The sequence below is a fragment of the Microbacterium tumbae genome (assembly GCF_054780175.1).
In genome coordinates, this window is the sequence record NZ_BAAGWV010000004.1 from 137991 (window position 1) to 163726 (window position 25736).

Annotated in this window: 19 protein-coding genes; 6 read left to right on the forward strand and 13 right to left on the reverse strand. The window is 71.7% G+C overall.

What is annotated here, in order from left to right:
• Positions 1–35: 35 nt before the first annotated feature.
• Positions 36–1142, reverse strand: a complete 1107-nt coding sequence (locus ACYVGQ_RS15605; RefSeq protein WP_460785592.1) for a YlbL family protein — start codon at positions 1140–1142, stop codon at positions 36–38.
• Positions 1143–1262: 120 nt separating this feature from the next.
• Here ACYVGQ_RS15605 and ACYVGQ_RS15610 point away from each other — a divergent pair, with 120 nt between their 5' ends.
• On the forward strand, positions 1263–2639 hold the full coding sequence (locus ACYVGQ_RS15610) for a zinc-dependent metalloprotease (RefSeq protein ID WP_460785593.1): 1377 nt from the start codon (positions 1263–1265) through the stop codon (positions 2637–2639).
• A 790-nt stretch (positions 2640–3429) separates the two neighbouring features.
• On the opposite strand, the gene ACYVGQ_RS15615 is transcribed toward ACYVGQ_RS15610, so the two are convergent.
• On the reverse strand, positions 3430–5151 hold the full coding sequence (locus ACYVGQ_RS15615) for an ATP-dependent helicase (RefSeq protein ID WP_460785594.1): 1722 nt from the start codon (positions 5149–5151) through the stop codon (positions 3430–3432).
• Complete coding sequence (nudC, locus tag ACYVGQ_RS15620; protein WP_460785595.1) at positions 5148–6068, reverse strand: NAD(+) diphosphatase; 921 nt, start codon at positions 6066–6068, stop codon at positions 5148–5150. The genes ACYVGQ_RS15615 and nudC overlap by 4 nt, the downstream gene beginning before the upstream one ends.
• An 83-nt stretch (positions 6069–6151) precedes the next feature.
• Between nudC and ACYVGQ_RS15625 the strand changes: the two genes are divergently transcribed.
• Entirely contained in the window at positions 6152–7381 is a 1230-nt protein-coding gene (locus ACYVGQ_RS15625) for a phosphotransferase (protein WP_460785596.1), read from the forward strand.
• On the opposite strand, the gene ACYVGQ_RS15630 is transcribed toward ACYVGQ_RS15625, so the two are convergent.
• Together ACYVGQ_RS15630 and ACYVGQ_RS15635 are read right to left on the reverse strand one after the other, a co-directional pair.
• On the reverse strand, positions 7327–10755 hold the full coding sequence (locus ACYVGQ_RS15630) for a UvrD-helicase domain-containing protein (protein WP_460785598.1): 3429 nt from the start codon (positions 10753–10755) through the stop codon (positions 7327–7329). The two genes, ACYVGQ_RS15625 and ACYVGQ_RS15630, sit on opposite strands and share 55 nt — an antisense overlap.
• Positions 10752–14006, reverse strand: coding sequence for an ATP-dependent helicase (locus ACYVGQ_RS15635; protein ID WP_460785599.1), 3255 nt, complete (start codon positions 14004–14006; stop codon positions 10752–10754). Before ACYVGQ_RS15635 ends, ACYVGQ_RS15630 begins: the two co-directional genes overlap by 4 nt.
• 142 nt (positions 14007–14148) lie before the next feature.
• On the opposite strand from ACYVGQ_RS15635, the gene ACYVGQ_RS15640 reads away from it, so the two are divergent.
• The 3 genes from ACYVGQ_RS15640 to ACYVGQ_RS15650 are packed head-to-tail and all read left to right on the forward strand — an operon-like array spanning position 14149 to position 15166.
• Complete coding sequence (locus tag ACYVGQ_RS15640) at positions 14149–14373, forward strand: DUF3107 domain-containing protein (protein WP_460785600.1); 225 nt, start codon at positions 14149–14151, stop codon at positions 14371–14373.
• A 1-nt stretch (position 14374) separates the two neighbouring features.
• Positions 14375–14662, forward strand: coding sequence for a hypothetical protein (locus ACYVGQ_RS15645; protein ID WP_460785601.1), 288 nt, complete (start codon positions 14375–14377; stop codon positions 14660–14662).
• A 6-nt stretch (positions 14663–14668) separates the two neighbouring features.
• Complete coding sequence (locus tag ACYVGQ_RS15650; protein ID WP_460785602.1) at positions 14669–15166, forward strand: hypothetical protein; 498 nt, start codon at positions 14669–14671, stop codon at positions 15164–15166.
• Positions 15167–15317: 151 nt separating this feature from the next.
• Here the strand turns inward: ACYVGQ_RS15650 and ACYVGQ_RS15655 are convergent, their stop codons facing one another.
• Positions 15318–16028: a ferritin-like fold-containing protein gene (locus ACYVGQ_RS15655; RefSeq protein WP_460785604.1), complete on the reverse strand. Its 711-nt coding sequence runs from the start codon at positions 16026–16028 to the stop codon at positions 15318–15320.
• Between the two features lie 188 nt (positions 16029–16216).
• Between ACYVGQ_RS15655 and ACYVGQ_RS15660 the strand changes: the two genes are divergently transcribed.
• The gene (locus tag ACYVGQ_RS15660; RefSeq protein ID WP_460785605.1) at positions 16217–17746 is read left to right on the forward strand and encodes a DEAD/DEAH box helicase; all 1530 of its coding nucleotides are present in this window, start codon (positions 16217–16219) and stop codon (positions 17744–17746) included.
• A gap of 278 nt (positions 17747–18024) precedes the next feature.
• Here the strand turns inward: ACYVGQ_RS15660 and ACYVGQ_RS15665 are convergent, their stop codons facing one another.
• From ACYVGQ_RS15665 to ACYVGQ_RS15695, 7 genes are all read right to left on the reverse strand, one after another.
• Positions 18025–18894 carry a PHP domain-containing protein gene (locus ACYVGQ_RS15665; RefSeq protein ID WP_460785606.1) on the reverse strand — a complete coding sequence of 290 codons (870 nt, stop codon included), beginning with the start codon at positions 18892–18894 and terminating at the stop codon, positions 18025–18027.
• A gap of 21 nt (positions 18895–18915) precedes the next feature.
• Entirely contained in the window at positions 18916–19923 is a 1008-nt protein-coding gene (locus ACYVGQ_RS15670) for an SIS domain-containing protein (RefSeq protein ID WP_460785607.1), read from the reverse strand.
• A complete protein-coding gene (locus ACYVGQ_RS15675; RefSeq protein WP_460785608.1) occupies positions 19923–21209 on the reverse strand; it encodes a Gfo/Idh/MocA family protein in 1287 nt (428 codons plus the stop codon). The genes ACYVGQ_RS15670 and ACYVGQ_RS15675 overlap by 1 nt, the downstream gene beginning before the upstream one ends.
• Before the next feature lie 35 nt (positions 21210–21244).
• Positions 21245–22072 (reverse strand): carbohydrate ABC transporter permease, encoded by an 828-nt coding sequence (locus tag ACYVGQ_RS15680; protein ID WP_460785609.1) that lies wholly within the window; start codon positions 22070–22072, stop codon positions 21245–21247.
• The gene (locus tag ACYVGQ_RS15685) at positions 22069–23067 is read right to left on the reverse strand and encodes a carbohydrate ABC transporter permease (protein ID WP_460785610.1); all 999 of its coding nucleotides are present in this window, start codon (positions 23065–23067) and stop codon (positions 22069–22071) included. Before ACYVGQ_RS15685 ends, ACYVGQ_RS15680 begins: the two co-directional genes overlap by 4 nt.
• An 8-nt stretch (positions 23068–23075) precedes the next feature.
• Positions 23076–24401: an extracellular solute-binding protein gene (locus ACYVGQ_RS15690; protein WP_460785611.1), complete on the reverse strand. Its 1326-nt coding sequence runs from the start codon at positions 24399–24401 to the stop codon at positions 23076–23078.
• A 104-nt stretch (positions 24402–24505) separates the two neighbouring features.
• Positions 24506–25717, reverse strand: coding sequence for an ROK family transcriptional regulator (locus ACYVGQ_RS15695; protein WP_460785612.1), 1212 nt, complete (start codon positions 25715–25717; stop codon positions 24506–24508).
• Positions 25718–25736 lie beyond the last annotated feature (19 nt).

Sequence of the window (25736 nt, forward strand, 5' to 3'; positions counted from 1 at the left end):
GCTGGGCTGTTCGCTCTGAGCGACGCTCCGGCGGCTCAGCTCGCGACCGCGGCCTCCGCCGTGCAGGTCGGCAGCTCGTCCAGGTCGCCATCTGCCGCGATGGCGTCGAGGATCGTCAGCGACTCCTCCAGCGTCGAGGTGGAGAACACCTGCAGCCCGTCCGGGACGTGTCCGACGACCTCGTCGCAGTTCGACGCCGGCGCCAGGAAGAAGTCCGCTCCGGCGTCCCTCGCGCCGTACAGCTTCTGCCGGATCCCGCCGATCGGCCCGACCGTGCCGTCCGCCTCGATGGTGCCCGTGCCCGCGATGTCCTCGCCGCCGGTGAGGTCGTCGTCGGTCAGCTGGTCGATGATCCCGAGCGCGAACATCATGCCCGCGCTCGGGCCGCCGACGTTGTCGAGCTGGATGGTGACGTCGATCGGGAAGTCGTACTCGGTCGTGAGCGTGATCCCGATGAGCCAGGTCTCGCTGCCGTCGGCCGCGGTCGTGCGCTCCGGGGCGAGCTCGGCCTGCAGCGGCTCACCGCCCCTGGTCACGCCGAGCGCGACCGGCGCTCCCCCGGCATCCTGAATCGCCTGGCGCAGCTGCTTGCCCGACGTCACAGGGGTCCCGTCGATCGATGTGATGACGTCCTCGGGCTCGAGCACCCCGTCGGCCGGGCTGTCCGCGACGGTCTCGACGACCTCGACGCTCGCCCCGGTGTCGTAGCCGATCTCGCCGAGCGCCGCGGCGGTCGCCTCGTGCTGGGAGTCGACCATCAGCACGGCGTTGCGCTCGTCGCGCTCCTCGGTCGTGACGCCCTCGGGGAACACCTGCTCGATCGGCACGACGGCGCGGGAGGGATCGAGCCATGCGAGCGCCAGCTCGAACCAGCTGGGCGTGCGCTGCCTGTTCCCCACGACCTGCACCGTGGTGAGGTTGAGCGATCCCGATGTCTGGAACGTCTCCGCGCCGGAGATCTCGATGAGCGGGACGTCGGCGTCGTCCGCGCTCCTCGCCGTGCCGAGGGTGTCGTAGACCGGTCCCGGCTGCTGGATCACGTAGGGCGTGGGCAGGAACGTGAGCACGACGAGGGCGACGAGGGCGACGAGGAGGGCCCACACGCCCAGTCCCAGCCGAGCGCGGGTCCTGGTCTGGCTCACGGGTTCTCCTTCGTCGTTCGCGAGTGGCGTACAGCGATCTGCTCGCGGTCGCCTCCTGCGCTGGGTGCTGCAACTAGCGTAGAGGGGGACGGTTATCGGCGTGCTGAGAGGGCGGTCGACATGGCAGACAACGATCCCGCACCGGACGACTTCCAGGAGTTCATCCGGCGGATGATGTCCGGCGAGGGCGTGGGGGACTTCGACCTCAGTGCGCTGCAGAACGCCTTCGGCGGGGCGGAGGGCATGCAGCTCGATCCCGCGATGCTGCAGGCGATGATGTCGCAGCTGCAGGGTGCGTTCGGCGGAGATCCCTGGCAGAACGCTCTGCGCCAGGCGCAGCACATCGCGAACCGCGACGGCCAGGGCATCTCGGAATCCGCGCGCTCCTCGCTCACCGAGGCGTTCGGGCTCGCGAACCTGTGGCTCGGCGAGGCCACCTCGATCTCCGAGCTCGCCGAGGCGCCGAGGGCGATGACCCGCGGCGAGTGGGTGGAGCAGACCCTTCCGGTGTGGAAGGAGATCGCGGACCCGGTGTCGACGAGCATCGCCGATGCGCTGACCTCGGCCCTGGACACGCAGGTCCCCGAGGACATGCGCTCCGTCGTGCAGGGCGCGGGCATGCTCATGCGAGGGCTGGGCAGCTCGGTGTTCGCGGCGCAGTTCGGCCAGGTGCTCGGCAACCTGTCGCTGGAGGTCGTCTCCGGCGGGGATGTGGGCATCCCCGTCCTCCCGGCCGGAACCGCGGCCGTGATCCCGCAGAACCTCACCGCCTTCGGCGACGGACTCGAGATCCCGGCCGACCAGATCACGTTGTATCTCGCGACCCGCGAGCTCGCCCACGCGCGTCTCTATCGACACGCCAAGTGGCTGCACCTGCAGGTGATGAGCCAGATCACGGACTTCGCCCGAGGGGTGACGGTCGACGTCGAAGCCCTCGAGGACGTCGCCAGCAGACTGGACCCGTCCGACCCGGAGGAGCTGCGCGCGGCCATCGAGGGCGGCGCCCTGCTGCCCGCCCAGACCGAGGCGCAGCGCGAGTCGCTGGCGCGGCTCGAGCACGTCATCGCGCTCGTGGACGGCTGGGTCGACGTGGTGACCTCCGAGGCGACCTCGCGGCTGCCCGACGGAATGCGCATCGCGGAGGCCGCTCGTCGTCGCCGTGCCGTCGGCGGTCCGGCCGAGGACGCGCTCGGCGCCCTGGTGGGGCTGAAGCTGCGCCCGCGGCGCCTGCGCGAGGCGGCGGCGATGTGGCGTGCGGTGACGGACGCCGTCGGCGTCCCGGCCCGCGACGCGCTGTGGGACTATCCTGACCTGATGCCCGACGCCTCGGACATCGACGACCCGACCGCGCTGATCGCACGTCTGCAGGCGACCGCCCGTGGCGAGGAGCCCGTCGCCGACGAGTTCGACGAGGCGCTCGCACGTCTGCTGGACGGCGACGACTTCGGCGGCGACGCCCCGAAGGACGACGAGCAGGACGGCGAGAAGCCGGTCTGACTCTCCTTCCACACATTCCGCGTTCCCCGGGTTCTCCACCGATCACGGCGATCGTCCCCCGGCGCGCGCGGACACGAGGACAATCGGGGCATGCCCCGCACGCCTCCGCTGCTCACCAGGGTCGACCCCGCCCTGGCTCCGCTGTGGCGTGACGGCGACACCCTCCAGTTCGGCATCCGCGGCACGCTGCGGGTGAACGCCGCCGAGCCCTGGGTCGAACCGCTCGTCGCGCGGCTGCGCGACGGCATCCTGCTGGGCACGTTCGATCTCGTCGCGCACCGCCTCGGCGCGCCCCGCGCCGAGGCGAGGGAGCTCCTGGAGCGCCTGCGCCCCCTGCTGCGGACCGATCGCCCTCCGGCGCGGGCCGCCTGGGTCGAGACGGTCAACATCGGCGACTCCCGGGTCGGCGGCTGGATGCGGGATGCGCTGCAGGACGTCGGGGTGCCGCCCGCCGGACGGATGCGGCAGGGCTCTGTCGGAGTGATCCTCGTCCACGGGGCGGCGGCGGCCGCGCAGATGCGGGACTATCTCCGCTCGGACGCGCCGCATCTTCCCGTCGCCTACGAGGAGGGCAGGATCACCGCCGGTCCTCTCGTCGTCCCCGGCGAGACGCCGTGCCTCGCCTGCCGCGACGGCCACGAGCGGGACCGGGATCCCGGTTGGCCGCTGCTGCACAGTCAGCTGGTCGGGCGCAGCAGCGCCGCGATCACGAGAATCGACGTGGCCGACAGCGCGCGAATGGTCGACCGCCTGCTGCGCGACCCGCATGCCGGCGGGTGCGAGGGGATGCTCAGCGCCGGGGGCCGCCCCGCGTGGCGCGCGGTGCGGTTTCACGCAGAATGCCGGTGCCGCGCGTCGTCGTTCCGATCTCCGCGAGGAAGCGGGATGCCGAGCGCTCACGGCGCCCCGCCGCCCGCGACCAGGACAGGGTGAGCGTGCGGCCGGCGCGAGTGATGCCCACATAGGCCAGCCGGCGCTCCTCGTCGACGGCCTCGAAGTCCGTGGCATAGGAGATCGGCAGCGCGCCCTCCGCCCAGCCCGCGAGATGGACGTGCGGCCATTCCAGGCCCTTCGCGGCGTGCAGCGTCGACAGGGTCACCGTGCGCAGGGTCGGCTCGTGCTGATCCTTCGCCCGGGCCATCAGCGCATCGCTGAAGGAGCGGAGCGTCGCCCCCGGCCCGGCCTCCTCCGCGAGCCGCAGCACGGCGCGCCTCGCCTCCCAGCCGTCGCGCTGCGCTCCGCCCGCCGCCGGAGGCTCCTCGGTGAGCCCCAGCTCCCGCAGCACCTTCTGCACGTTCGGCAGGAAGTCGCGTTCGGTGGGCGCGACCGCCGCACCGCGCAGGGCGAGCACGGCCTGCCGCACCTCCGGCATGTCGAAGAACCGCGTTCCGCCGAGGACGGTCGTCGCGACCCCCTCGGCGGCGAGCGCCTGCTGGATCGCGCCGGACTGCGCGTGCGAGCGGTACAGCACGGCGATGTCGGATGCCGGGACGCCGCCGGCGATGCGCGCGGCGACGTCGTGCGCGATCCCCTGCGCCTCCTCGTTCTCCGTGTCGTACGCCGTGACCGTCGGGGACTCCGCGGTGAAGGCCTCGCGGGCGGGGACGAGCTCGAGCGCTCCAGGCCTGCCGCGCATGAGCGCGTTCGCCGCGGCCAGGATCGGCGCCTGCGAACGATAGTTGGTCTCCAGCCGGACCACGGTGGCATCCGGATGCCGCCGCTCGAACTCCAGCAGATAGCGCTGATCCGCACCGGCGAAGGAGTAGATGGTCTGACTGGCGTCGCCGACGACGCAGAGGTCGCGTCGATCGCCCAGCCACAGCTCGAGCAGCCTGTTCTGCAGCGGCGAGACGTCCTGATACTCGTCCACCGTGAAGTGACGGTACTGCTCGTGGACGGACCTCGCCACGCGCGGCTCGGCCTCCAGCATCCCCGCGCACGCCAGCAGGACGTCCTCGAAATCGAGCTGATGCCGCTCGTCCTTGAGCGCCTCATAGCCGCGCTGCAGCTCGACGAACTGCTCGATGCTCACGCCGCTCACCGCGCGCCCCAGCTGCACGTGCTTCTCGATGCTGAGCATCGAGACCTTCCGCCACTCCATCTCGCTGGCGACGTCGCGCAGCGTCGCGCGGTCGGGCCGCAGCCGGAGCGCGTCCGCCGCCTGGCCCAGCAGCCGCACCTTGTTGTCGACGATGCCAGGAGCGGGGGAGCCGGCCAGGGTGGGCCAGAAGAAGTTCAGCTGGGCGAGCGCTGCGGCGTGGAAGGTCCGCGCGGCCACGCCTTCGATGCCCAGTGCCCGCAGGCGTCCGCGGAGCTCGCCGGCGGCCTTCGCCGTGAAGGTGACGGCCATCACGCGGGACGGCGAGTAGGCGCCGGTGTCCACACCGTGCGCGATGCGGTGCGTGATCACCCTGGTCTTGCCCGTGCCCGCACCGGCGAGGACGGCGACCGGCCCGCGGAGCACGGACGCCGCCTCGCGCTGCCGTTCGTCGAGCGCGTCGAGTGCGCTCACGTCGTCCCGTCGGGCCCGCCCGGCACGGAGGATCCGCGGTCCTCGTACCAGTCCACGATCAGCGCGCGCGCGATCGACGCCGCGCCGGGCAGGCCCACCGGCCCGTCCCCCGCGAGCGCCGTGCCGATCTCCTCGCGCGAGAACCAGCGCACCTCGATGATCTCCTCGCCGTCGGGGCGCACCTGCGTCTCGTCGGAGGCGGTCGCGCGGAAGCCGACCATCAGCGAGCGCGGGTAGGGCCAGGGTTGCGAGGAGATGTAGCGCAGCTCGGAGAGTGTGACACCCGACTCCTCCCGCAGCTCGCGGTGCACGGTGGCCTCCAGCGACTCGCCGGCCTCGACGAAGCCGGCGAAGCAGGAGAACATCCGGCCGCGCCACTGCGCGTTGGCTCCGAGGAGGAGCCGCTCGCCGTCCGGGCTCTGCACGGCGACGATCACGGCGGGATCGGTGCGGGGGAAGTGCTCGCGCCCGCACGCCAGGCAGTGGCGCGACCAGCCGCACTGGTGCAGTTCGGTCCCTCCGCCGCAGGTCGGGCAGAAGCGCGCATCCTGAAGCCAGCCGGCGAGCGCGACCGCTTCGATGAGGATCTCGGTGTGCAGCGCATCCATCGCACCGCTGTCGCGCACCGCCGCCCAGGTCTCGTCCGGAGTGGCGTCGACGGACCCGTCGAGCTCCTCGAGGCTCGGGACGACGGCCAGCAGCAGCGGCGTGCCGTCGGAGAGCCTGCCCAGCAGCGCCCACTCCGCCTCCCCTGCCTCTGAGGGGCGCACGAACACGAGTTCCTCGCCGTGCACCCTCGCCTTGCCGTCGCGCACCACGACGACGGCGACGTCGTCGGAGGCGCGCAGCGCATCGAGGATGCCCGGCTGATCGCGAAGGTGTCCGGCACGATCCAGCAAGGCACGACGAACGGTCATCGGATCCCTCTCTGCGTGGGTGGCGTTGGCTCTCCGGGCGTGGCGTGGGCGAAGCGAAGGCGCCTCCGACCTACCCTGGGGGCATGGCACGCTCTCCTTTCACTCTAGCGGCGGCGGTGACAGCCGCACTGCCCGGGGCGGAGGTCACCGGGGCCCGCGCCCTCAGCGCCGGCGGCGACGGCCGCTTCGACTCGGGCGTCGCGACGCTCGCCGACGGCAGGGAGCTCGCGATCAGGGTCGCCGACGACGAGGAGGCGGCCAGAGAGCTCGCGGCCGAGGCGATCGCCCTCCGTGCGCTGACCGCCGGCGCACGGGCGATGCTGCCCTTCCGCGTTCCCGAGTACATCGGGGAGACGAGGCTCGGGCAGAGCGCCGCGCTGGTCACCGGGCTGCTGGCCGGCTTCCAGATCGAGGCCGCGCACATCCCGGCCGGTCCGGGCGCCGCCGTCTCGGTCGGCCGTGCGATCGCCGCCGTCCACTCCCTTCCGCCGTCCGTCGTGCGCAGCGCGGGCCTCGCCGAGCGCTCCGCCGAGCAGACGCGCGAGGACGTGCGCCGGCTGGTCGATCGGAGCGCGTCGACCGGCCGCGTCCCCGCCCGCCTCACCGTGCGCTGGCGGGAGGCCGTCGACGACGACGAGCTGTGGCGCTTCGAGTCCACCGTCACCCTCGGCGGCGCACAGGCGACGTCGTTCCTGTTCGAGGACGATCCCGAAGCGGGCCCGCAGGTCTCCGGCGCCGTCGGCTGGCACGGGCTGTCGCTGGGGGATCCCGCCGTCGATCTCGCCTGGCTCTCCACCGCTCCTGACTCCGCCGCGGATGTGCAGGCGGCATATGCGGCGGCATCCACACGATCGACGGACGCCGCGATCGTCGTGCGCGCACGGCTGCTGGCCGAGCTGGACTTCGCCCGCTGGCTGGTGCACGGAGACGACCTGCGACGCGCGGACATCGTCGACGATGCCGCCGGCCTCCTCGAAGCCCTCGCCGACGGCCTGCGCAGCGACGACCTCGCCGTGATCGCCACGCGCGCCGACGGCGTGGACTCCGCGCTCGAAGCGCTCGATCGGGTGCCCGCGACGGCTGCGCCGATCGACACCTCGATGCAGACCGACGCCTACAATCCCGAGGAGCTGTGGCTCGACACGGCCGAGCAGACGCCCGCCGGGGATCCGGACGCGACGGCGGATCTGGCCGAGGTCACCGCATCCGGCCTGATCCCCGGCGCGGACGCCGCGCCCGGGGAACAGGAGGACGAGGCTCAGCGCGCGGCGCGCGCCGCGCTCCAGCGCTGGACCAGCTCCTCCTCTGAGTAGACCCGGTCCCCACGGATGACGAGATCGTCGGCCACGTAGTACAGCGCGACGTCGATGTCCTCCAGCGGCACGCCGAACCGACGGTGGTACGCGAGCCGGTACAGGGCGAGCTGCAGCATCCGCTCGTCCTTCTCGGCCTCCGTCCGGGGCGCCTTGCCGGTCTTCCAGTCCACGATCTCGATGCGGCCGCCGCGGTCGGCGCGGCGATAGACGGCGTCGAGCTTGCAGATCACGATGTGCTCCGCGCCGTCGGACGCCTCTCCGAGCGCGAAGTCGATCTCGATCTCGACGGCGATGGGCTGCAGGGGCGCCCATTCGCTGCGCTCGAAGGTCTCCTGCAACCTGGCCATGTCAGCCTGATCGGCGGCCGAGCCTTCCTGTGCGCCCGGCTCCTCCTCGTCCAGCTCCCAGAGACCCGCATCGGGAGCCGTGCCGGCGCCGACCAGTCCCGAGCGGTGCTCGACCCACGCATGGAACAGCGTTCCGAGCCTGGTCTGCCGGTACGGCCGCTCCGGCATGGGCCTCGTGAGCGAGCGGACGGTGCCGGCGTAGTCCGTCACGTAGTCCTTGAAGCGGGACGCAGGCACGCGCGTGGGAGCGGCGGCATCCACGCCCCGCTGCCGCGCGGCACGCTCGGCGAGCAGACGGGACAGCTCCGGCGCCGGCTCGGTGCGCCCTGCATCCGCCATCGCCGCGCGCACCGCGCCGGCGGCCGCCGTGACGACCCCTCGCCGTGCGCCGAGAGGGTCGAGCGGCCATTGACGCGTCTTGCCGGGGCCCGCGTAGGGATTGTCCTCCCCGGCCTCGCCGGTCAGCTCCCTGCCGAGGACGTCGAGAGCCTCGAGCAGATGGTCGGAGGGCTTCCGCGGGCTCTTCTGCCCCGCCCAGTGCGAGCCCGTGAGCAGCAGATCGGCGCGCGCGCGGGTGACGGCCACATAGGCGAGCCTGCGCTCCTCCTGCCGCTGATAGTCGCGATAGGCGTCCTTGAAGACCGTGAGGGCGCCAGGGGCGGTCCTGCTCCTGCTCGTGAGCGACGCGATCCCCGCCTTCGCCCGCTTCGCCGGATCCGGCTCCTCCTCGGTGGGGGGGACCCACTCGAACCTCGGCAGCGCCCCGCCGTCTCCGCGCAGTGCGAACGGCAGCACCCCGAACCCGAACCACCCCGAGGTGTCGGCGGGACGGGAGGGCAGCTCCCCGTCCACCAGACGGACCACGGCGACCGCGTCCCATTCCAGGCCCTTGGACCCGTGGATCGTCAGCAGCTGCACGACACCGGGCTCCGGCGGTTCGGGGCGCGGCATGAGCTCGTCGGTGCTCTCCGCCTTGTCGAGCCAGGCCAGCAGGCTCCCGATCGTGCCGCGCTCGTCGGCGTCCAGGAACGCCCGCACCTCGTCGGCGAACGCCCGCAGCTGGGTCGCGGCGACGCGGGCGGGCCCCCGGGTCTCGTTGGCGGCGAGCTCGATGTCCAGCCGCAGCTCGATCTCGATCATCCGGATCAGCTCGGGAATCGGCTGGGCCGAGGCCCGGCGCAGCCGCTCGAACATGTCGCCGGCCGCGCGGATGCGGACGCGGCCGGCCGGAGTGATGCCCTCGAGCAGGCGATAGTCGTCGCGCAGGCCGCGCAGCACGTCCACCGCATCGACGATCGAGACGGCCTCGTCGGCGCCGCGGGAGGCGCGGATACGCTGGCGGAGCTCGTCCGGCAGCGGCAGAAGACCGCTGTCCCGCCGGGAGAGCTCCGTCGCGAACGCGTGGAGCGCCGCCATGTCGGCGACACCGACGCCGAATCGGGGGCCGACGAGCAGCCGGATGAGCGCCGAGCCGGCGTTCGGGTCGTGCAGCACCCGCAGCACGGAGACCACGTCGACGACCTCCGGCGTCGCCAGGAGCCCACCGAGCCCGAGGATGCGGTGCGGGATGCCGCGCGCGGCGAGGGCGGCGGCGAAGGTCTGCATGTGACGTTTGGAGCGGAAAAGCACCGCGCCGGTATGCGGCCTCGCCGCATCCCCGTGCGCGGATCGACGCGCCGCGAACCACTCCGCGACCTCCGCGGCCTCGTCGTCGACGGTGAGGGGGTAGCGCACCTCGACGGTTCCCTCGCCCGCACCGGGCCTGGCCTCGAGCGGCGGGACGTCGAGGCCGGGCCTCTGCAGCGGCTGGAGCACGCGGTTGGCGATGCCGAGGATGCCCCGATCGTTGCGCCAGCTCGTCATGAGGCTGTAGGCGACGGCATCCTCCTCCTCGGCGAACGTCCGGGAGAAGGCGTAGAGGTTGTCGGCGCTCGCACCCCGCCAGCCGTAGATCGACTGGTGGGGATCGCCCACCGCCATCACCGCCGAATCCCGGAAGACCGCGGCCAGGAAGCGCGTCTGGATGACCGAGGTGTCCTGGTACTCGTCGAGGAGCACGACCCTGTGCTGCTCCCGCAGCTCGTCTCGGACGTCGGCCGAGGACTCCACGATGTCGAAGGCGCCGCCGACCTGGTCGGCGAAGTCCAGCACGCCGCGGCGGCGCTTCTCGGCGTCGTACTCGCGCACGAGCGCGGTCAGCGTGGGAAGTGCGAGCAGATTGGCCGCCGCCGTCTCCACCTCGCCGTTGCCGCGGTACGGCTCGAGATCCTCGGCCATGCGGGTCGCGATCCGATCGGCGCGATCCAGGTCCGCCCGGTGGTCGAGCGCGTCGCCGGCGAGCCTCTGCACGGCGTCGACCACCGTTCCGACGGCCTTGTCGATGTCCTCCAGCTCCGGCAGCTCGGCGCGCAGCACGACCTCGCGCGCCAGCATCCAGGAGGCCGCCTGGCTGAGCATGGCGACGTCGGGATCGCGGCCGATGCGCGCCGCATGCTCGCGGACGATGCCGTCGGCGAAGGCGTTGTAGGTCGACACCCTCGGCCGGATCAGCAGCTCGTCCGCCGTCGGCGGGGACGCCGGGTCCCACCCCGTGCCGAGACGGGCGGCCAGCTCGTCCAGCACGTGGATGCGCACGAGATCCCGCTGGCGCCCCACTGCGGCATCCGCGATCCGCGCGAGCGCGCCGGACGCGACGATCCGCGGAAGGTGCGGGAGGAGTCCCCGTCTGCCGTACTCGTCGATGAGCCCGAGGCGCGCGCCGATCCGCTCGGCGAGCTCGCCGGCCGCCTTGCGCGTGAAGGTGAGGCCGAGGATCTCGTCCCTGCGCACGTGCCCGTTCGCGACGAGCCACACGACCCGGCCGGACATCGTCTCGGTCTTTCCGCTGCCTGCCCCCGCCACCACCAGCGCAGGGGCAGGAGGAGCCTCGATCACGCGCTGCTGCGCGGGTGTGGGGGCCGGAAGGCCGAGGGCGGCGGCGATGTCGAGCGCCGAGATCCCCCTCCCCTCGCCCCAGGCGCTCACGCGCTCACCGCCGCGACCGTGTGGATGCGGCACGGCTGCACGCGCCACTGCGTGTCGGCGCAGTGCGCCTCGACCGGGGCCGTGAAGCTCGACGCGGACATTCCCCGTGCCGCATCGGCGATCCTGGCGAGGAACCGCGCCCGCTCCTCCCCCGCGAGGGTGTGCTGATGGGCGACGCGGTAGTCGCTGCCGGCGAGGGTCTTGGCGACGAGCACGAGCCTGGCCCCGGTGAGCGCCGCGGGGTCGGCTCCGTCGATCAACCCCTGCTGCACGGCGACCTGGTAGGCGGCGAGCTGCGCATGGTCGGCGACCTTCTGCTCGTTCTCCGGCTCGTACTTGCCGGTCTTGAGATCGACGACGACCACGCGCTCGCCTCCCGTCGTGTCGGCCATGCGCTCCCACTTCTGACCTCGCGCCTTGGCGTGCTCTCCGCCGCCGGCCGGATAGGCCTCCACCCTGTCGATGAAGCCGTGCACGATCGCGTGATGCGGGTGCGGTCCCGATTCGGCGCTCACCCCCTCGACCGCCGGGACGGCGTCCTCGGCATCCGGGACCTCGACGGCGAAGCGGAACTCCACCTCACCGGCGAGCACGCGCCCGCCCTCGGCGGCCACATCGGCGAGGTAGCTGTGCAGCCGGTCGATGTACGTCTCGGCCCGGCGGCGCTCCTTCCTGCCGATCCACGCGGTCTCGAAGTCGAGTTCCGGCCAGTGCTCGGCGAGGACGGCACGGAGCCGATCGAGCTCGCCGTCCGGAACCCTCTCCATCGCCTCATGGATGATCGTGCCGATCCCCGCCGACGGGGGCATCACGCTGTCGCCTCCGAGCGCGGACACCGCCCAGTTCAACTCGCACTCCTCGAACGATTCCATCCTCGACGGCGAGACGCGCGCCGCCTCCTCGGCCAGGTCGTGCAGCGGCGCGTCCGTGGACGGATCGGCGACGCCGTACCACTGCTCGGGATCCGCGCCGGGGACGCCCTCGCCGGCCAGGATCGCGAGCTGCGCCGCCGCCTCGCGGCGCGCGCCCTCGGATGCGGACGTCGTCAGCGTGCGACGATGCCGCGCCACGAGGCCGCGCAGCGTCAGCGGATGCTCGGCCGAGGCGTGCGCGGGATCGGGCGCGGGGAGGAAGGCGAAGAAGCCGCTGGGGGTGGCGTCGTCGTCATCGACGGCCGTCACCAGGAGACGGTTCCGCGCCCTCGACGCCGCTCGCACGAACAGGCGCAGCTCGTCGTGCAGTGCCGCCCGTCGCCTGTCGAGCACGCCGGGATCGGCCGTGACGACGCCGGTGCGCCCCGCGATGACCGCATCGGCCAGGCGCCAGGTGCGCAGCATGCCTCCGCGCAGCCGCACGTTCGGCCACACGCCCTCCTGGAGCCCTGCGACCACGACCGCGTCGAACTGGGTCCCGAGGGCGGTCGCAGGGGTGAGCAGGGTCACCAGCCCAGGGCGGTCGGGCGTGGAGAGCGTGTCCTCCGGCACCTCGCTGTCGAGGATGTCGTGGATGAAGACGTGCGGCCGTTCCTGCGGGGACCGCTCCACGAAGCGCTTGGCCGCGTCGAACAGCGCGACCAGGCTGTCCAGCGCCCGCGCCGTCTCCCCTCCCCCCGGCTGCTCCGACGCCGCGCGCCATGCCGTCTCCAGACGCGAGCCGTCCACGGCCCTGGCACGATCCCAGACCCGCCAGAGCAGCTCGTGGACGGTCTCCCCTGCGTCGCCGGCCGCCGCCACCTCGGTGAGCGTCCGCGCGAAACGGTCGGCCCTGCGCGCCTCCGGCGCGTCGATGCGGTCGAAGTGCGCGGGATGCGCCATCGCCTGACGCAGCAGTTCGGCCGCCGGCGTCGCCCCGCCGTCCGCGAGCTCCAGATGACGCAGGCGAGCGCGGAGGCGCCGCAGGCCGACGGCGTCCATCCCCCCGAACGGCGTGCGCAGCGCCTCGGTCAGCGTCTGCGCGTCGCGGTCCTCCGGCGGGGTGAGCGCGAGCCGGACGATGCCGACGATGTCGCGCACAGCCCTCTCGCTGCCGAGCGGCCGCTGGACGCCGGCGGCCCTGGTCGGCACCTCGCGCGCGGCGAGCTCGGTCTCGAGCATCGCGACCTGGCGCGTGTCGTGCGCGATCACCGCCATGTCGCTCCACGCGACGCCCTCGGAGAGATGCCAGTCCCGCAGCGCCCCGGAGATGCGGTCGAACTCCTCGTACGGCGAGGAGGCGAGGAACGTCGTCACGGCGGCGTCCGGCATCGCCGAGGCGGGGCCGGGCGCGCGGCGGTGCTCGACGCGGCCCGCGACGCCGATCGCCTGCGTGAGCGTGCGCGTGAGCGAGGTCAGCGCCGGGCGCTGCCGGTGCGGGACCTCGAGGACGTGCAGCTCGTCCAGCACGGCCGTCAGGTCGTGGAACAGCTGCGGGGACGCGCCGCGGAAGGCGCCGGAGGAGATGTCGGGGTCGCCGAAGGCGAGCACCGCGATGCCGCGGCTGCGCAGCGCTCTGACCAGTTCGATGCCGCCCCGCGTCATCTCCTGCGCGTCGTCGATGAGGACGACGCGCAGAGCTGCCAGCTGTCCGAGATCCGCGGCGTCCGCTTCGCGCAGCAGCGCGGCCGCCTCGCTGACGAGATCGGGGATGTCGCGATGGGCGGCGCGCATGCCGGCCAGGACCTCGCGGTACTCGCCGAGGAAGGCGCCGACCGCCCGCCAGATCTCGTCGCCGGAGCCCTGCAGCTCGACCGCGCCGACGCCGAGCTCCGTGCACTCGGCGAGGAACGTGCGCAGCTCCGACCGGAATCCCCTGGATGCCCTGACCGAGGCGCTCAGCGCCTGAGGCCAGCGGCTCGGAAGGCCTTCGTCCTCGTCCGCCGCGTGGCCGGCGAGCAGGTCGGCGATGATGCGGTCCTGATCGGCTCCGGTGAGCAGGGCGGGCGGCTCGAGTCCGGCCCGCACCATCGCGCCGCGCACGAGCAGGAAGGCGAACGACGCCAGCGAACGGACCAGCGGTCCGGGCGTCGCCTGTCTGATCCGCACGCCGATGACGTCGCGCAGGTGCGTGGCCGCCTGGCGGCTCGGCGTGAGGACGAGGACCTCCTCCGGCGCGAGACCGTGCACGCCGAGGAGGGCGGCGACCCGTGCGACGAGCGTGTGCGTCTTGCCCGTCCCCGGAGCGCCGATCACGACCCCCGAGGCTCCGGGTGCGGCGCCGACGACCCCGGCCTGCCCGGCATCCGCTGCGTGGGTGAGACCAGGATCCGCTGTCATGGGATCCACGCTAGCGGCGGGCGCCGACAGCGCGGGCCGGTCGGCGTGTGCGCCGTGGGCGAAATGCGTCCGGAGCCGGAGCCGGCCTCGATCCCCGCGAGGTAGAGTCATGTTCACGTCCCCGACCTATCAAGGAGCACGCGTGGAAATCCGCATCGGCATCGTCAACACCGGCCGTGAGCTGAACTTCGAGACGTCCGCCAGCGCCGACGAGGTGCGCGCGGACGTGACCGCCGCCCTCGAGCAGAGCACGGCGCACGTGAGCTTCACCGACGTGAAGGGCAACGCCTTCATCGTCCCGACCGCGAACCTCGCCTACATCGAGCTGGGCACCGAGGAGTCGCGTCGCGTCGGATTCGTCGCCTGACATGTACATCCTGCTGGCGCTCATCGGCGCGTGCGTCCTGGGCATCGGCCTGCACTACCTTCTCGCGCACCGCGACCTGCGCGGTGTCGCCGTGACGCCGGGGATCGCCACCGCGGTCACCGGCGTCGTGTACGCGGTGCTGCAGTGGCTCGGCGTGGGCGAGGACAGCGTCTGGCTGTGGCTGGCGAGCGTCGGCGGCGGCCTGGTGATCGCGCTGATCGCGACGCTCGCGATCAGCGCGCTCCGCGGTCGTTCGGATGCCGCGGCGGTGACTGCCCTGGGCATCTGACCCGCCGTGGACCGCGCCCGCACGCTGCTCTGGATCAGGATCTGCCTGGGCGTCCTCATGCTCGGGCTGATCGTGAGCGGTGTCACGGCGTTCCCGTTGCGCGCCGAGCTGGCGTTCGCCTCCGATGCGCTGCATGCCTCCCCCGCGGCGGCCTGGTTCCCCGACGCCGTGGGATGGGTCGATCGCGTGGCCGACGCCCTCGCCGCGACCGACGCGCGGTATCCCTTCATCGCCTACGGCACGGACTGGCTCGCCTTCGCTCATCTGGTCATCGCGGTCGTCTTCATCGGCCCTCTCGTCGATCCGGTGCGCAACATCTGGGTCATCCAGTTCGGGGCGATCGCCTGCGCCGGCGTCGTCCCGCTGGCGTTGATCGCGGGATCGATCCGCGGCATCCCGCCGGCCTGGCAGCTGATCGACATGTCATTCGGCGTGATCGGCGTGATCCCCGTCGTCATCGCCTGGCGCCTGACGCGGAGGCTGGAGCGCATCGGCGCGGCCTGAGCGGTCGCCTCGCCGCCATCGCGTCGCGAGAAACCGCCGCGCCTCCGAGGAACCGTCTCGCCCATGGTCTCCCAGGGCGGATCCGGTTTCTCAGGGCGGACCTGTTCCCGACGCCCTGGCGATGCGGACGGCGGCCAGGCGGACGACCGCGCTAAGCCGCCAGGCCCATCGCGTCCATGCGGCGCGCGTGCGCGCCCATGAGCTCGGTGTAGACCGGCTCGATCCGGTCGTCGTCGATGACGAGACGCTCGGGGCGGAGGGCCTGACGGGCCACGAGCAGGGTGTCGCCGACGAGGCGGCGCGCCCACATCGACAGGAGAGAGCGCCACTCGGCGTCCGACTCGATCGTCTCGGTGAGGATCGCGACGATCTCCTCGGTGTGATCGTCCTCGTTGAGGATCTGGGCCACCCGCGCGCCCGTGCCGTCGTAGCTCGACGCGAGCGCGAGGTAGAAGTCGTCCAGCATCGCGGCCGTGATGTAGACCGCCAGCAGCGTCTCACGCGGCCTGGCGCCGATCGTCTTCCGGCGGAAGGCATCCAGGTGCTCGCGGAACGGCAGCATCAGCTCCGTGGGGTCGTCTCCCCGCTCGGCGATGACCTCCACGATCGCCCGGTGCTTGCCGAGGGCGGCGCCGGCGGCGCGGGAGAGCGCCTCCTTCTCCGCGAGCTCCGGCGTCGCGCGGATGAGGCGCGTCAGCGTCTCGAAGTAGCCCAGCTGCAGGTACGCGGCCTGGCCGAGGAACCGGTTCAGCTCGGGGGCGAGCTCCGCGAAGTCGACGCGAGTGGCGCCGTCGCCCTCTCCCCTGCTGCGCAGCGTCAGGATGCGACGCGGCGAGGTGCGCTGCCAGAACCACTGAACCATGCGGCAAGCCTACCGACCCGGTATCCCTCCCGCGGCACCCGCTGCCGGCCCTCGGAGCGCCCTCGGGTAGGCTGGGGACACGCCCTGCCGTCGGAGCAGGGCCCCGCGCCTGTGGCACATGAGACGGCGTGGATCCGTTTACGTGGCGCACCCGCCATCACGGGGCGCCGGACAGGCAGCATCACATCGTGACAACCTTCGCCGAACTCGGCATCGATCAGGACATCGTCGAGGCCCTCGCGGCCAAGGGCATCGTGGACGCGTTCCCGATCCAGGAGCAGACCATCCCCCTCGGCCTCCCCGGCCAGGACATCATCGGCCAGGCCAAGACCGGCACCGGCAAGACCTTCGGCTTCGGCATCCCCGTGGTGCAGCGGCTCGGTCAGAGCCCGGAGCCCGGCGTCAAGGCCCTCATCGTCGTGCCCACCCGTGAGCTCGCGGTGCAGGTGTACGAGGACATCGACCTGCTCACCGGCAACCGCTCCACGAGCGTCGTCGCGATCTACGGCGGCAAGGCGTACGAGGGTCAGATCGATCAGCTCAGGGCCGGCGCGCAGATCGTCGTCGGAACGCCCGGACGGCTCATCGACCTCGCGGGGCAGCGACTGCTCGACCTCTCGAACGCGACCGAGGTCGTGCTGGACGAGGCCGACAAGATGCTCGACCTCGGCTTCCTCGCCGACATCGAGAAGATCTTCCAGAAGGTCCCCGAGAAGCGTCACACGCAGCTCTTCTCCGCGACCATGCCAGGGCCGATCGTCGCACTCGCCCGGCGATTCATGTCGAACCCGATCCACATCCGCGCCAACGACCCCGACGAAGGGCTGACGCAGGCGAACATCAAGCATCTCGTCTACCGCGCCCACTCCCTCGACAAGGACGAGGTCATCGCCCGCATCCTGCAGGCCGAGGGCCGTGGCAAGACCGTCATCTTCACCCGCACGAAGCGCGCGGCCCAGCGCCTCGTCGACGAGCTGAGCGACCGCGGCTTCAACGTCGGGGGCGTCCACGGCGACATGGGCCAGGAGCAGCGCGAGCGCTCGATGGCGGCGTTCAAGGCGGGCAAGCGCGACGTGCTCGTCGCCACCGACGTCGCCGCGCGCGGCATCGACGTGGACGACGTCACCCACGTGATCAACCACACCATCCCGGACGAGGACAAGACGTACCTGCACCGTGCGGGCCGCACCGGCCGCGCCGGCAAGACGGGCATCGCGGTCACCTTCGTCGACTGGGAGGACTTGCACAAGTGGGCTCTCATCAACCGGGCCCTCGAGTTCGGACAGCCCGAGCCCGTCGAGACGTACTCGTCGAGCCCGCACCTGTACACCGACCTCGACATCCCCGAGGGGACGAAGGGCCGCCTCACGACCGCGCCGAAGACGCCGTCGGTGAAGACGCAGCGCGCCCCGCGTCCGGAGCGGGCGGCCGATGCCGCTGAGCAGGGCGCGGACGACGGCACGACGCGCCGCCGCCGTCGCCGCCGCAACGCCACGGGCGCCGTCGGCTCCACCTTCGCTGAAGGCGCTGGGGAGTCGTCCGACTCGGGCGCGAGCGATTCCGGCGCCGTGGAGCGCGATGCCGAAGGCGCCGGCACGCACGACGGCGCGGGCAAGGAGCATCACGACGGCAGGCCTGCCCCGGCTCGTCGCCGTCGCCGCCGCCGCGGCGGCTCGGGCGGCGGCCCCGCCCCGCAGGCGCCCGCTGCCGGAGCCTGATCGTTCGATCCGGTCGGGGCTCGGATGCCTGCCGGCATCCGCCCCTCCTCCGGTGCCGCGCCGCACTCGCGCAGCGCGTCCCGGTCGCGCGCTGCCTTTTCCCGTTTCGCGCGGCTCATTTCCATCTCGCGCTGCTCAAGCACCCGCGCGCGGTGGAAAAAGACGCAGCGCGAGCAGGAAGGGACAGCGCCCAACGGAGAGCGACAGCGCTAGAACGACAGCGCGAGGGACGAGAACGAGGGCGTGGCGCAGCGGACGGCACCGAACAGCGCACGGCCTCAGGGGTACCGGGGCTGCGAACCCGTCGCGCGGTCGATGATGCGCGCGACCATCTCGTCGCTCGTCGTGTTCTCGCCGGGACGGTTCGGCTTGCCCGCTCCGTGGTAGTCGCTCGATCCCGTCACGATGAGATCGTGCTTCCTCGCCAGCTCGCGCAGCAGCGCCTTGCCCGCCTCGGTGTTCTCGCGATGGTCGATCTCGAGACCGGCGAGACCGGCGGCGATCAGGCGCTCGAGGTACGGCACCGGCATCATCCGGTCACGGCCGGAGGTGACGGGGTGCGCGATGACGGCCACTCCCCCCGCATCCGTGATCAGCCGCACCGCGGTCAACGGATCCGGGGCGTAGTGCGGCTCGTAATACCCCTCGCGCGGATGCAGGATGCCGTCGAAGGCCTCGGCGCGGTCGACGACGATCCCTCGTGAGATGAGCGCGTCGGCGATGTGCGGGCGGCCCACCGTCGCATCCGCCTCGATCTGCGCCAGGACGTCGTCCCAGTGCAGATCGTAGTCGCGGCCGATATTGCGGACGATGCGCTCGGCGCGGCCGAGCCGGTCGCTGCGGATGCGATCCGTCTCGGCCACCAGCGCCGCATGGTCCGGGTCGAAGAGATAGCCGAGGACGTGCACGCTGCGCCACTCGTGCTTGGCCGACAGCTCCATCCCGGGCAGAAAGGCCATGCCCAGCGACACCGCCGCATCGCCGGCATCCGACCACCCCGTCGTCCGGTCGTGATCGGTCAGGGCCAGCGTGCGGACGCCGTGGGCGCCTGCCTGCTCGACCACCGTCCGCGGGCTCTCGGTGCCGTCGGAGTGGTTGGAGTGCAGATGCAGGTCGCTCGGACCGTGGAACAGCTGCGCACCCGTCATCCTCCGAGCGTATCGCCGTCCTCAGGTCCTCGGCGCCAGCTTGGTGTCCTGTCGCACGAAGACGGCGTCATCGACGGGATTGCCGCGCACGGCCGCCGTCTCCGACACGAGCTGCTGCAGGATCGCGACCGAGACGAGCGCCCGCTGCCCCTCGGTGAGCCCGGCAGGGACGGGGACCTCGTAGGGGTGTCCGGCGCGCAGGCTCTCGCGCCCTGCGAGGAACAGCGTCGCCGCGGTGTTCTCCTCGAGCTGGTCCGCGAGCTGCTGCTCGCGGGCGCCACCGACCACGATGTGGGAGGTGCCGTGGCCGGCGACGTCCATCGGCCCGTGCAGATAGGCCCTGGTCCCGTACGCGGATGCCGGCACCAGCGGTCCCTCCCGGAACAGCAGCGCCACCGCCTCCGCGACGGTCAGCTGCGCGGCCGACGCCACGACGTCCACTGCGCCGGCGGTCAGCTGCTCGGCGGCATACGCCTTCAGCGTCGGCGTCGCCTCGGCGACGGCATCCCGGATGATGCGGGGCAGCTCCGCCCAGTCCGTCTCCGCCGTGACGCCCACGGCTCGCTCGGCGAGGATCGCGAGAGCCGAGTAGGTCGTGAAGAAGCCGACGGTCGACACGCGGCTGTCCGCGGCGCCGCCGAGGGTGAGCGCATCGCCGGCGGCGTCTCCGAGCGGGCTGCCCTCGGCGTTCGTGATCGCGAGCGTTCTGGCTCCGGCATCCGTCAGCCGGCGGACGACGTCGTGCGTCTCGACGCTGCGCCCGCCCTGGGAGACGGCCACGACGCGCTCCGGAGCTTCCAGCGGGACGGCCGGGAGGTCGGAGCAGTCCGAGCGCCACGCCTTGACGCCGCCGGAGCGCAGCGTGTGCAACGGGGTCGCGAGCGCCGCGAAGCTGGCGCCGATGCCGATCAGCGCGACCTCGCGGGCGCCCTGAAGCGATGCGCTCGTCCCGGCCAGGCGCTCGACCGTGGCGGCGAGCGCCTCGAGCTGACGGACGCGGCCCTCCTCATAGAAGATCTGGGTGCTCATCACTCGCCCTTCCGCGCTGCGACGATCCCGGCCAGCTGCGCGCGCGGACGCCACTCGCGACGGGCGACGGCGGGCACATAGTCCTCGAGATCCACCGGGAACCGCACCACGGTCTGCGTCTCCGCGGCGTAGTAGGCGGCCATCAGCATCTCGGTGACCGAGACGCCGGAGTCCAGCGACTCCAGCGGCTGCTCGCCCGCGCGGAACATCCGCACGAGCTGGGTGTTCTCCGCGACGTAGCCATAGGACGCCGGCTCGTCGGCGATCACCGGCATGAGGCCCTGCTCTGCCATCTGCTTCTCCAGCATGTCCTCGCCGGCATCCTGATCGAGATCGCGGGAGAGGAACACCTGCCCGTCGCCGGTGAGCGAGTTCGCGGACATCGAGTACTCCGGCCCCAGCAGCTCGAACGACAGCCGCATGCCCGCTCCGACATATCCCCAGGACGTGGTGGCCTCGACGATGACGGGCTCGCCGTCGCCGTTCACGAACGTGAAGGTCGCGCTCGCGTAGTCCTCCGAGGGAGTGTCGCGGTAATCCTGCACGCCGGGGTGGCGTTCCTCCAGCTTGGCGGCGTAGCGGTCCCGTCCCCAGCGCAGCGAGGCGATCGTCGCCGACACCGACACCGGCGTCAGCCACTCGTCGGAGTCGACGCCGGGCGGGGTCAGCAGGAAGCAACCCGCTTCGAGCGAATGGCACATCAGGTCGTTGAGCACGCCGCCGCCCTGCAGCTCGCTGTCCCAGAACCACGCCGAGTGCGGCCCGGAGTGCTCCTCGATGCATCGAGCGAGGTACGGGGAGCCCGATGCCGCCGCCCCGCGCGCCCAGACCAGATCCCTCGTGCGCGTGAGACGCGGCGCGTACACCTGGTTCTCCAGGTACCCGTGCAGCAGCCCGGCCCGCTTCACCGCGGCGGCGACCGCACGGGCCTCCGCGAGATTGCGCCCGAGCGGCTTCTCGACGGCGATGCCGCGCAGACTCCCGCGGCCGGCGACGACCTCCGCGCAGATCGCCTCGATCACCTCGACGCGCGTCTCGTTCGGCGTGAGCACCCAGATGACGTCGACGCGCGGGTCCTGCACGAGGGCGGCGACGTCGCCGTAGGCGGCGACGTCGCCGCCTACGCCGATCTCCTCGGCATACCTGGCCAGCTTCTCGGCCGAGGCGAGCGTGCGCGAGGAGACGCCGACGATGTCGGAGTGGCGGATGCTCTGCCACGATCGCACGTGGAAGCGGGCGATGAAGCCGGCGCCGACGATGCCGACGCCGAGGGTGTCCTGAGACAAGGTGTTCTCCTTCTGATGGATGGCGGATGTGCGCGTCAGCCCTTGACCCCGGTCAGCGTGATCCCTTCGACGAAGGTCCGCTGAGCGAAGAAGAAGATGACGACGACCGGGAGGGTGGCGAGGACCGTGACGGCCATGATGACTCCCCAGTCGGTGGAGTGCGAGCCGTGGAAGCTGGCGAGGCCGTACGCGACCGTCCAGTTGTCGGTGTCCTCGGAGGCGTACAGGAGCGGGCCGTAGTAGTCGTTCCAGCAGGCGAAGAAGGTGAAGATGGATGCCGCGGCGATGCCGGGTCTCGCCATCGGCACGATCACGCGCAGCAGGATCCCCCACTCCCCGTTGCCGTCGATCCTGGCGGCGTCGATGTACTCCGTCGGCAGCGACACGAAGAACTGACGCAGCAGGAAGATCGAGAACGCGCTGCCGAACAGGTGCGGGAGGATCAGCGGCCACAGCGTGCCGGTGAGACCGAGCCCGGACCACATGACGTACAGCGGCACCTGCGTGACCTGCGGCGGGAGCAGCATGGCGATGATCACGAGGAAGAAGAGGATGCTGTCGCCGCGGAACCGATGCTTGGCGAGGACGTAAGCCACGGGAACGGACGAGACGAGCATGAACGCCGTGGACAGCGTCGCGTACAGGAGCGAGTTGCCGAACCAGAGCAGCAGAGGTGCCGAGGTGAAGGCCTTGGCATAGTTGTCGCCCTGCCACGGCTGCGGCCACAGCGCCCCGGTGAGGGTCTGATGCGAGCCCATGAAGGAGGTGAGCGCGACGAACACGATGGGCATCACGAAGACGATCACCAGCGCGACGAGCAGAGCGTGCTCCCCGATCCAGCCGAGGGCCTTGCGGGCGGTCATCGGGTTCCCCTTCCGGTGAAGGCGCCCATGCGGCGCACGAGCAGAGCCATGACGGCGGCCGCGACGATGAACAGCACCACGGCCAGTGCGGCGGAGTAGCCGAGCTGGAAGCTCGAGAAGCCCTGCACGTACATCCACTGCGTGAAGGTGAGCAGGGAGTCGTTCGGGTAGCCGATCAGCGCGTCCACGCCCGATCCGATGCCCGTCTTGCCGTTCGCGACGGAGGATGCGACGGCAGCCTCGGTGAAGTACTGCAGTGCGGCGATGATGCCGGTGACGAGCGAGAACATGAGCACCGGAGCGATGTTGGGGATCGTGATGTAGCGGAAGCGCTGTGCGGCGTTCGCGCCGTCGAGCGAGCTGGCCTCGTACTGATCGCGGGGCACGTCGAGCAGAGCGGCGAGGAAGATGACCATGACGTCGCCCATCATCCAGATGCCCAGCAGCAGCAGGGACGGCTTGGAGAGCGCGGGATCGTTGAACCACAGCGGGCCGGCGATGCCGAGCTGGCGCAGCAGGGTGTTCACCGGTCCGGATCCCGGGTTGAACAGGAACACGAACGCGACGACGCTCGCGACCGGCGGGACGAGCGCCGGGACGTAGAACAGCGTGCGCCAGACGCCGCTGGCGCGCTTGCGGCGGGTCAGCAGCAGGGCGATCCCCAACGCGCACAGGATCCGCACCGGCACGAGGATGACGACGAACCACAGCGTGTTCAGCGCCGCCGTGCCGACGCGGCTGTCCTGCGTGAACATGTACTCGTAGTTGCGCAGGCCGATCCAGATCGGATCGCTCACGAGGTCGAAGCTCGTGAACGAGAAGTAGATGTTCGCGAGGAGCGGGTACACGAAGAAGACGGCGAGCCCGATGGCGGCGGGCACGATCATCGACAGCATCGCCCAGCGCGGAGCGCGACGGCGACGCGGAGCGCCGGGGGCCCGGAGGCGCGGGCGGGCGCCCGCACCCCCGGGGCGGTCAAGGACGGTCTCCGGCACGGGTCCGCTCACTTGGCCCCGCGCAGGCTCAGCGCGTTGTCGATGTCCTCGTCCACCTGCTTCAGCCCCGCCTCGAGCGCAGCCTCGTCCGCCTCGCCGGACTGGTAGTCGGCCCAGAAGGTCGCGAAGCCCTGCGTCAGGGTCGAGCCGATCGCCGTGACGGGAGAGGTGGCCGTGGCAGGATCGCCCGAGACGTCGATGAACGTGCGGTACGGGTCCGGGACCTCGAGGTCCGCCGAATCCGCCGCCGCCTTCAGCGTCGGGATGTTCTTGAACCCGTTGGCGATGTCGACGGCGGCCCCCGTGTCGGCGGCGAGGAACTTCAGCAGCGCCCAGGCCGCCTCCTTGTTCGCGGACTTGCCGCTGATCCCGATGCTCGCGCCCCCGGCGTATCCGCCGCCGAGGGTCTGACCGCTGCCCTCCAGGACGGGGAACGGCGCCGTGTCATAGGTCAGGTCCGGCGCCTGGTCCTGGATGAAGGCGACCCGCCACTCGCCGTCGAGGACCATCGCGACGCGACCGTTCTGGAACGAGTTGTCCGCCGAGAACTCGTCTCCGGAGGAGGCGGCGAAGGTCTTCAGCCTGTCGTAGCCGATCTCGTCGACGAAGTCCTTCTGCCAGGAGATCAGGTCCTTCCACTGATCGTCCTGCGAGATCACCGATTCGCCGTCCTCCATCCAGGCTCCGCCCGCGGCCTGGCCGAAGGTCGCGGGCGTCATCTGCCCGTTGCCGATGAGCGGGTTGAAGCCCAGGGTCTTGATCGAGCCGTCGGCGTTGTAGGTGGTCAGATCGAGCGCGATGTCCTCGAGCTCCTGCAGCGTGGTCGGCGGCGTCGTGTATCCGGCCGCCGCGAGCATCTCCGTGTTGTAGTAGAGGCCGTACACGTCGGAGGTCGTCGGCAGGGCGCACCGCTTGCCGTCGAAGGTCGTCGCATCGGCGAAGACCGGCTGGAAGTCCGCGTCCGACACATCGTCGCGGTCCATGTACGGCTGCAGGTCCACCATCGACTTGCAGAGCGTCCCGAGCGTGTCGTTCAGGTTCGTGATCATGACGTCCACCTTCGAACTGGTCGCGGCGACCTGCGCGATCTTGGTGTCCTCCTGACCGGAGCTCACCTCCACGTCGACGTTCGGATAGGCCTTCTCGAAATCGTCGACGGCGCTCTGGATGACCTCCGCCTCGCGATCCGAGTAGTGGTGCCACAGGGACACGGTCCCGCTGAGCTCATCGGCGGGCGGCGCCGATTCGGCGACCTCCTCGCCGCCGCCCGCCGAGCAGCCCGCGAGGACGATGGCGACGACGGTGCCGAGAGCGGCGAAGGTGGTGCGCTTCATAGTGCGCTTCATGGCATTCCCTTTCGGTGTGTGGGTGTGGGGTGTTTCAGGCACTGCAAGCGCACGTCACCGTGGACGGCGACGTGTGCGGGGATCCGCCGGTGCTACTGCACGGCGCGCAGACTCCGTTCCAGGGCGGCCTCGCGGTCGCTCTCCTCGGATGTCCTGGCGCGCGCGCCGAGGTCCTCGCGGAGGTCGACCCTCAGCACCTCGAGCGCGCCTTGGAGAACCGGATCCCCGTCGACGCGGGTGACCCCGACCGCCGGGTCCCAGCGTGTGCGGTTCCGGATCGCGGTGCGGGTCAGCTCGGCGAGGGTCGCCCCGCCCGCCTTGCCGACCGGTCCGCCGAAGACGACGTGGTCGGGATCCATCACGCCGAGGACGGGGATCACCGCATGGGCGAGCCGGGGCGCTAGGGCCTCGGCGACCCGCACGGGCAGCGGTGCGCCCTCGAGGATGCGATCGAAGGTCAGGTCGGGCTCATCGTGCTCCCGCGCCAGTCGCTCGAGCGCGGCGGCGCCGACGATGTCCTCGATGTCGAGGTTCTCCTCCACCCCGGCTACGAGCGCACGGGAGACGGGGAGATGCCCGATCTCGCCTGCGCCTCCCGAGGCGCCGTGCATGACGCGTCCGCCGATGTCGAGCGCGAGGCCGATGCCGTAGCCGATCCAGATCAGCGCGGTGATGCCGTCCGGGGCGTATCCGCCGGTCTTCCGCTCGGCGACCGCCGCGAGATTGACGTCGTTGTCGATGCGCACGCGGCATCCCAGCGCATCCTCGATCTGGCTGCGCACATGGCTGCGCGACCAGCCGGGCAACGCCTCGACGGAGCTGAGCTCGTCCGACCGGGGATCGACGCTGCTGGGAACCCCGATGCAGACGTGACCGACGCGGGACAGATCCACATCCGCCTCTCGGCAGGCGCGCAGGACCGCGCGGGCGACGTCCTTCGCTGCGCTGCGATCCGACCCGATGCCGTTCGCGGACTCGTGCGCGATCGTGCGCGAACGTCCGAGCACGTCCACGACGCTGGAGCTCACACCCTGCTGGTCGACGTTGACCGCGACGCCGTAGACGAGGTCGTCGCGGACGCCGTAGAGAGCCGCCGAAGGGCCTCTGCTGGCGGCCTCCTCGCCGACGCCGACGATGAGACCGCGTTCCTCGAGCCGCGCCACGATCTGCGCGGCGGTCTGCTTCGAGAGCCCTGTGAGTCCCGCGATGCCGTTGCGGCTGAGCGGGCCGCGATCGATGACCGAGGTCAGCGCGTGCGCGGCGTTCTCGTCGCCCAGCCAAGCGGGGGTGCGTTTGGTCACCATGTCATCGCCTCTCTGCCGA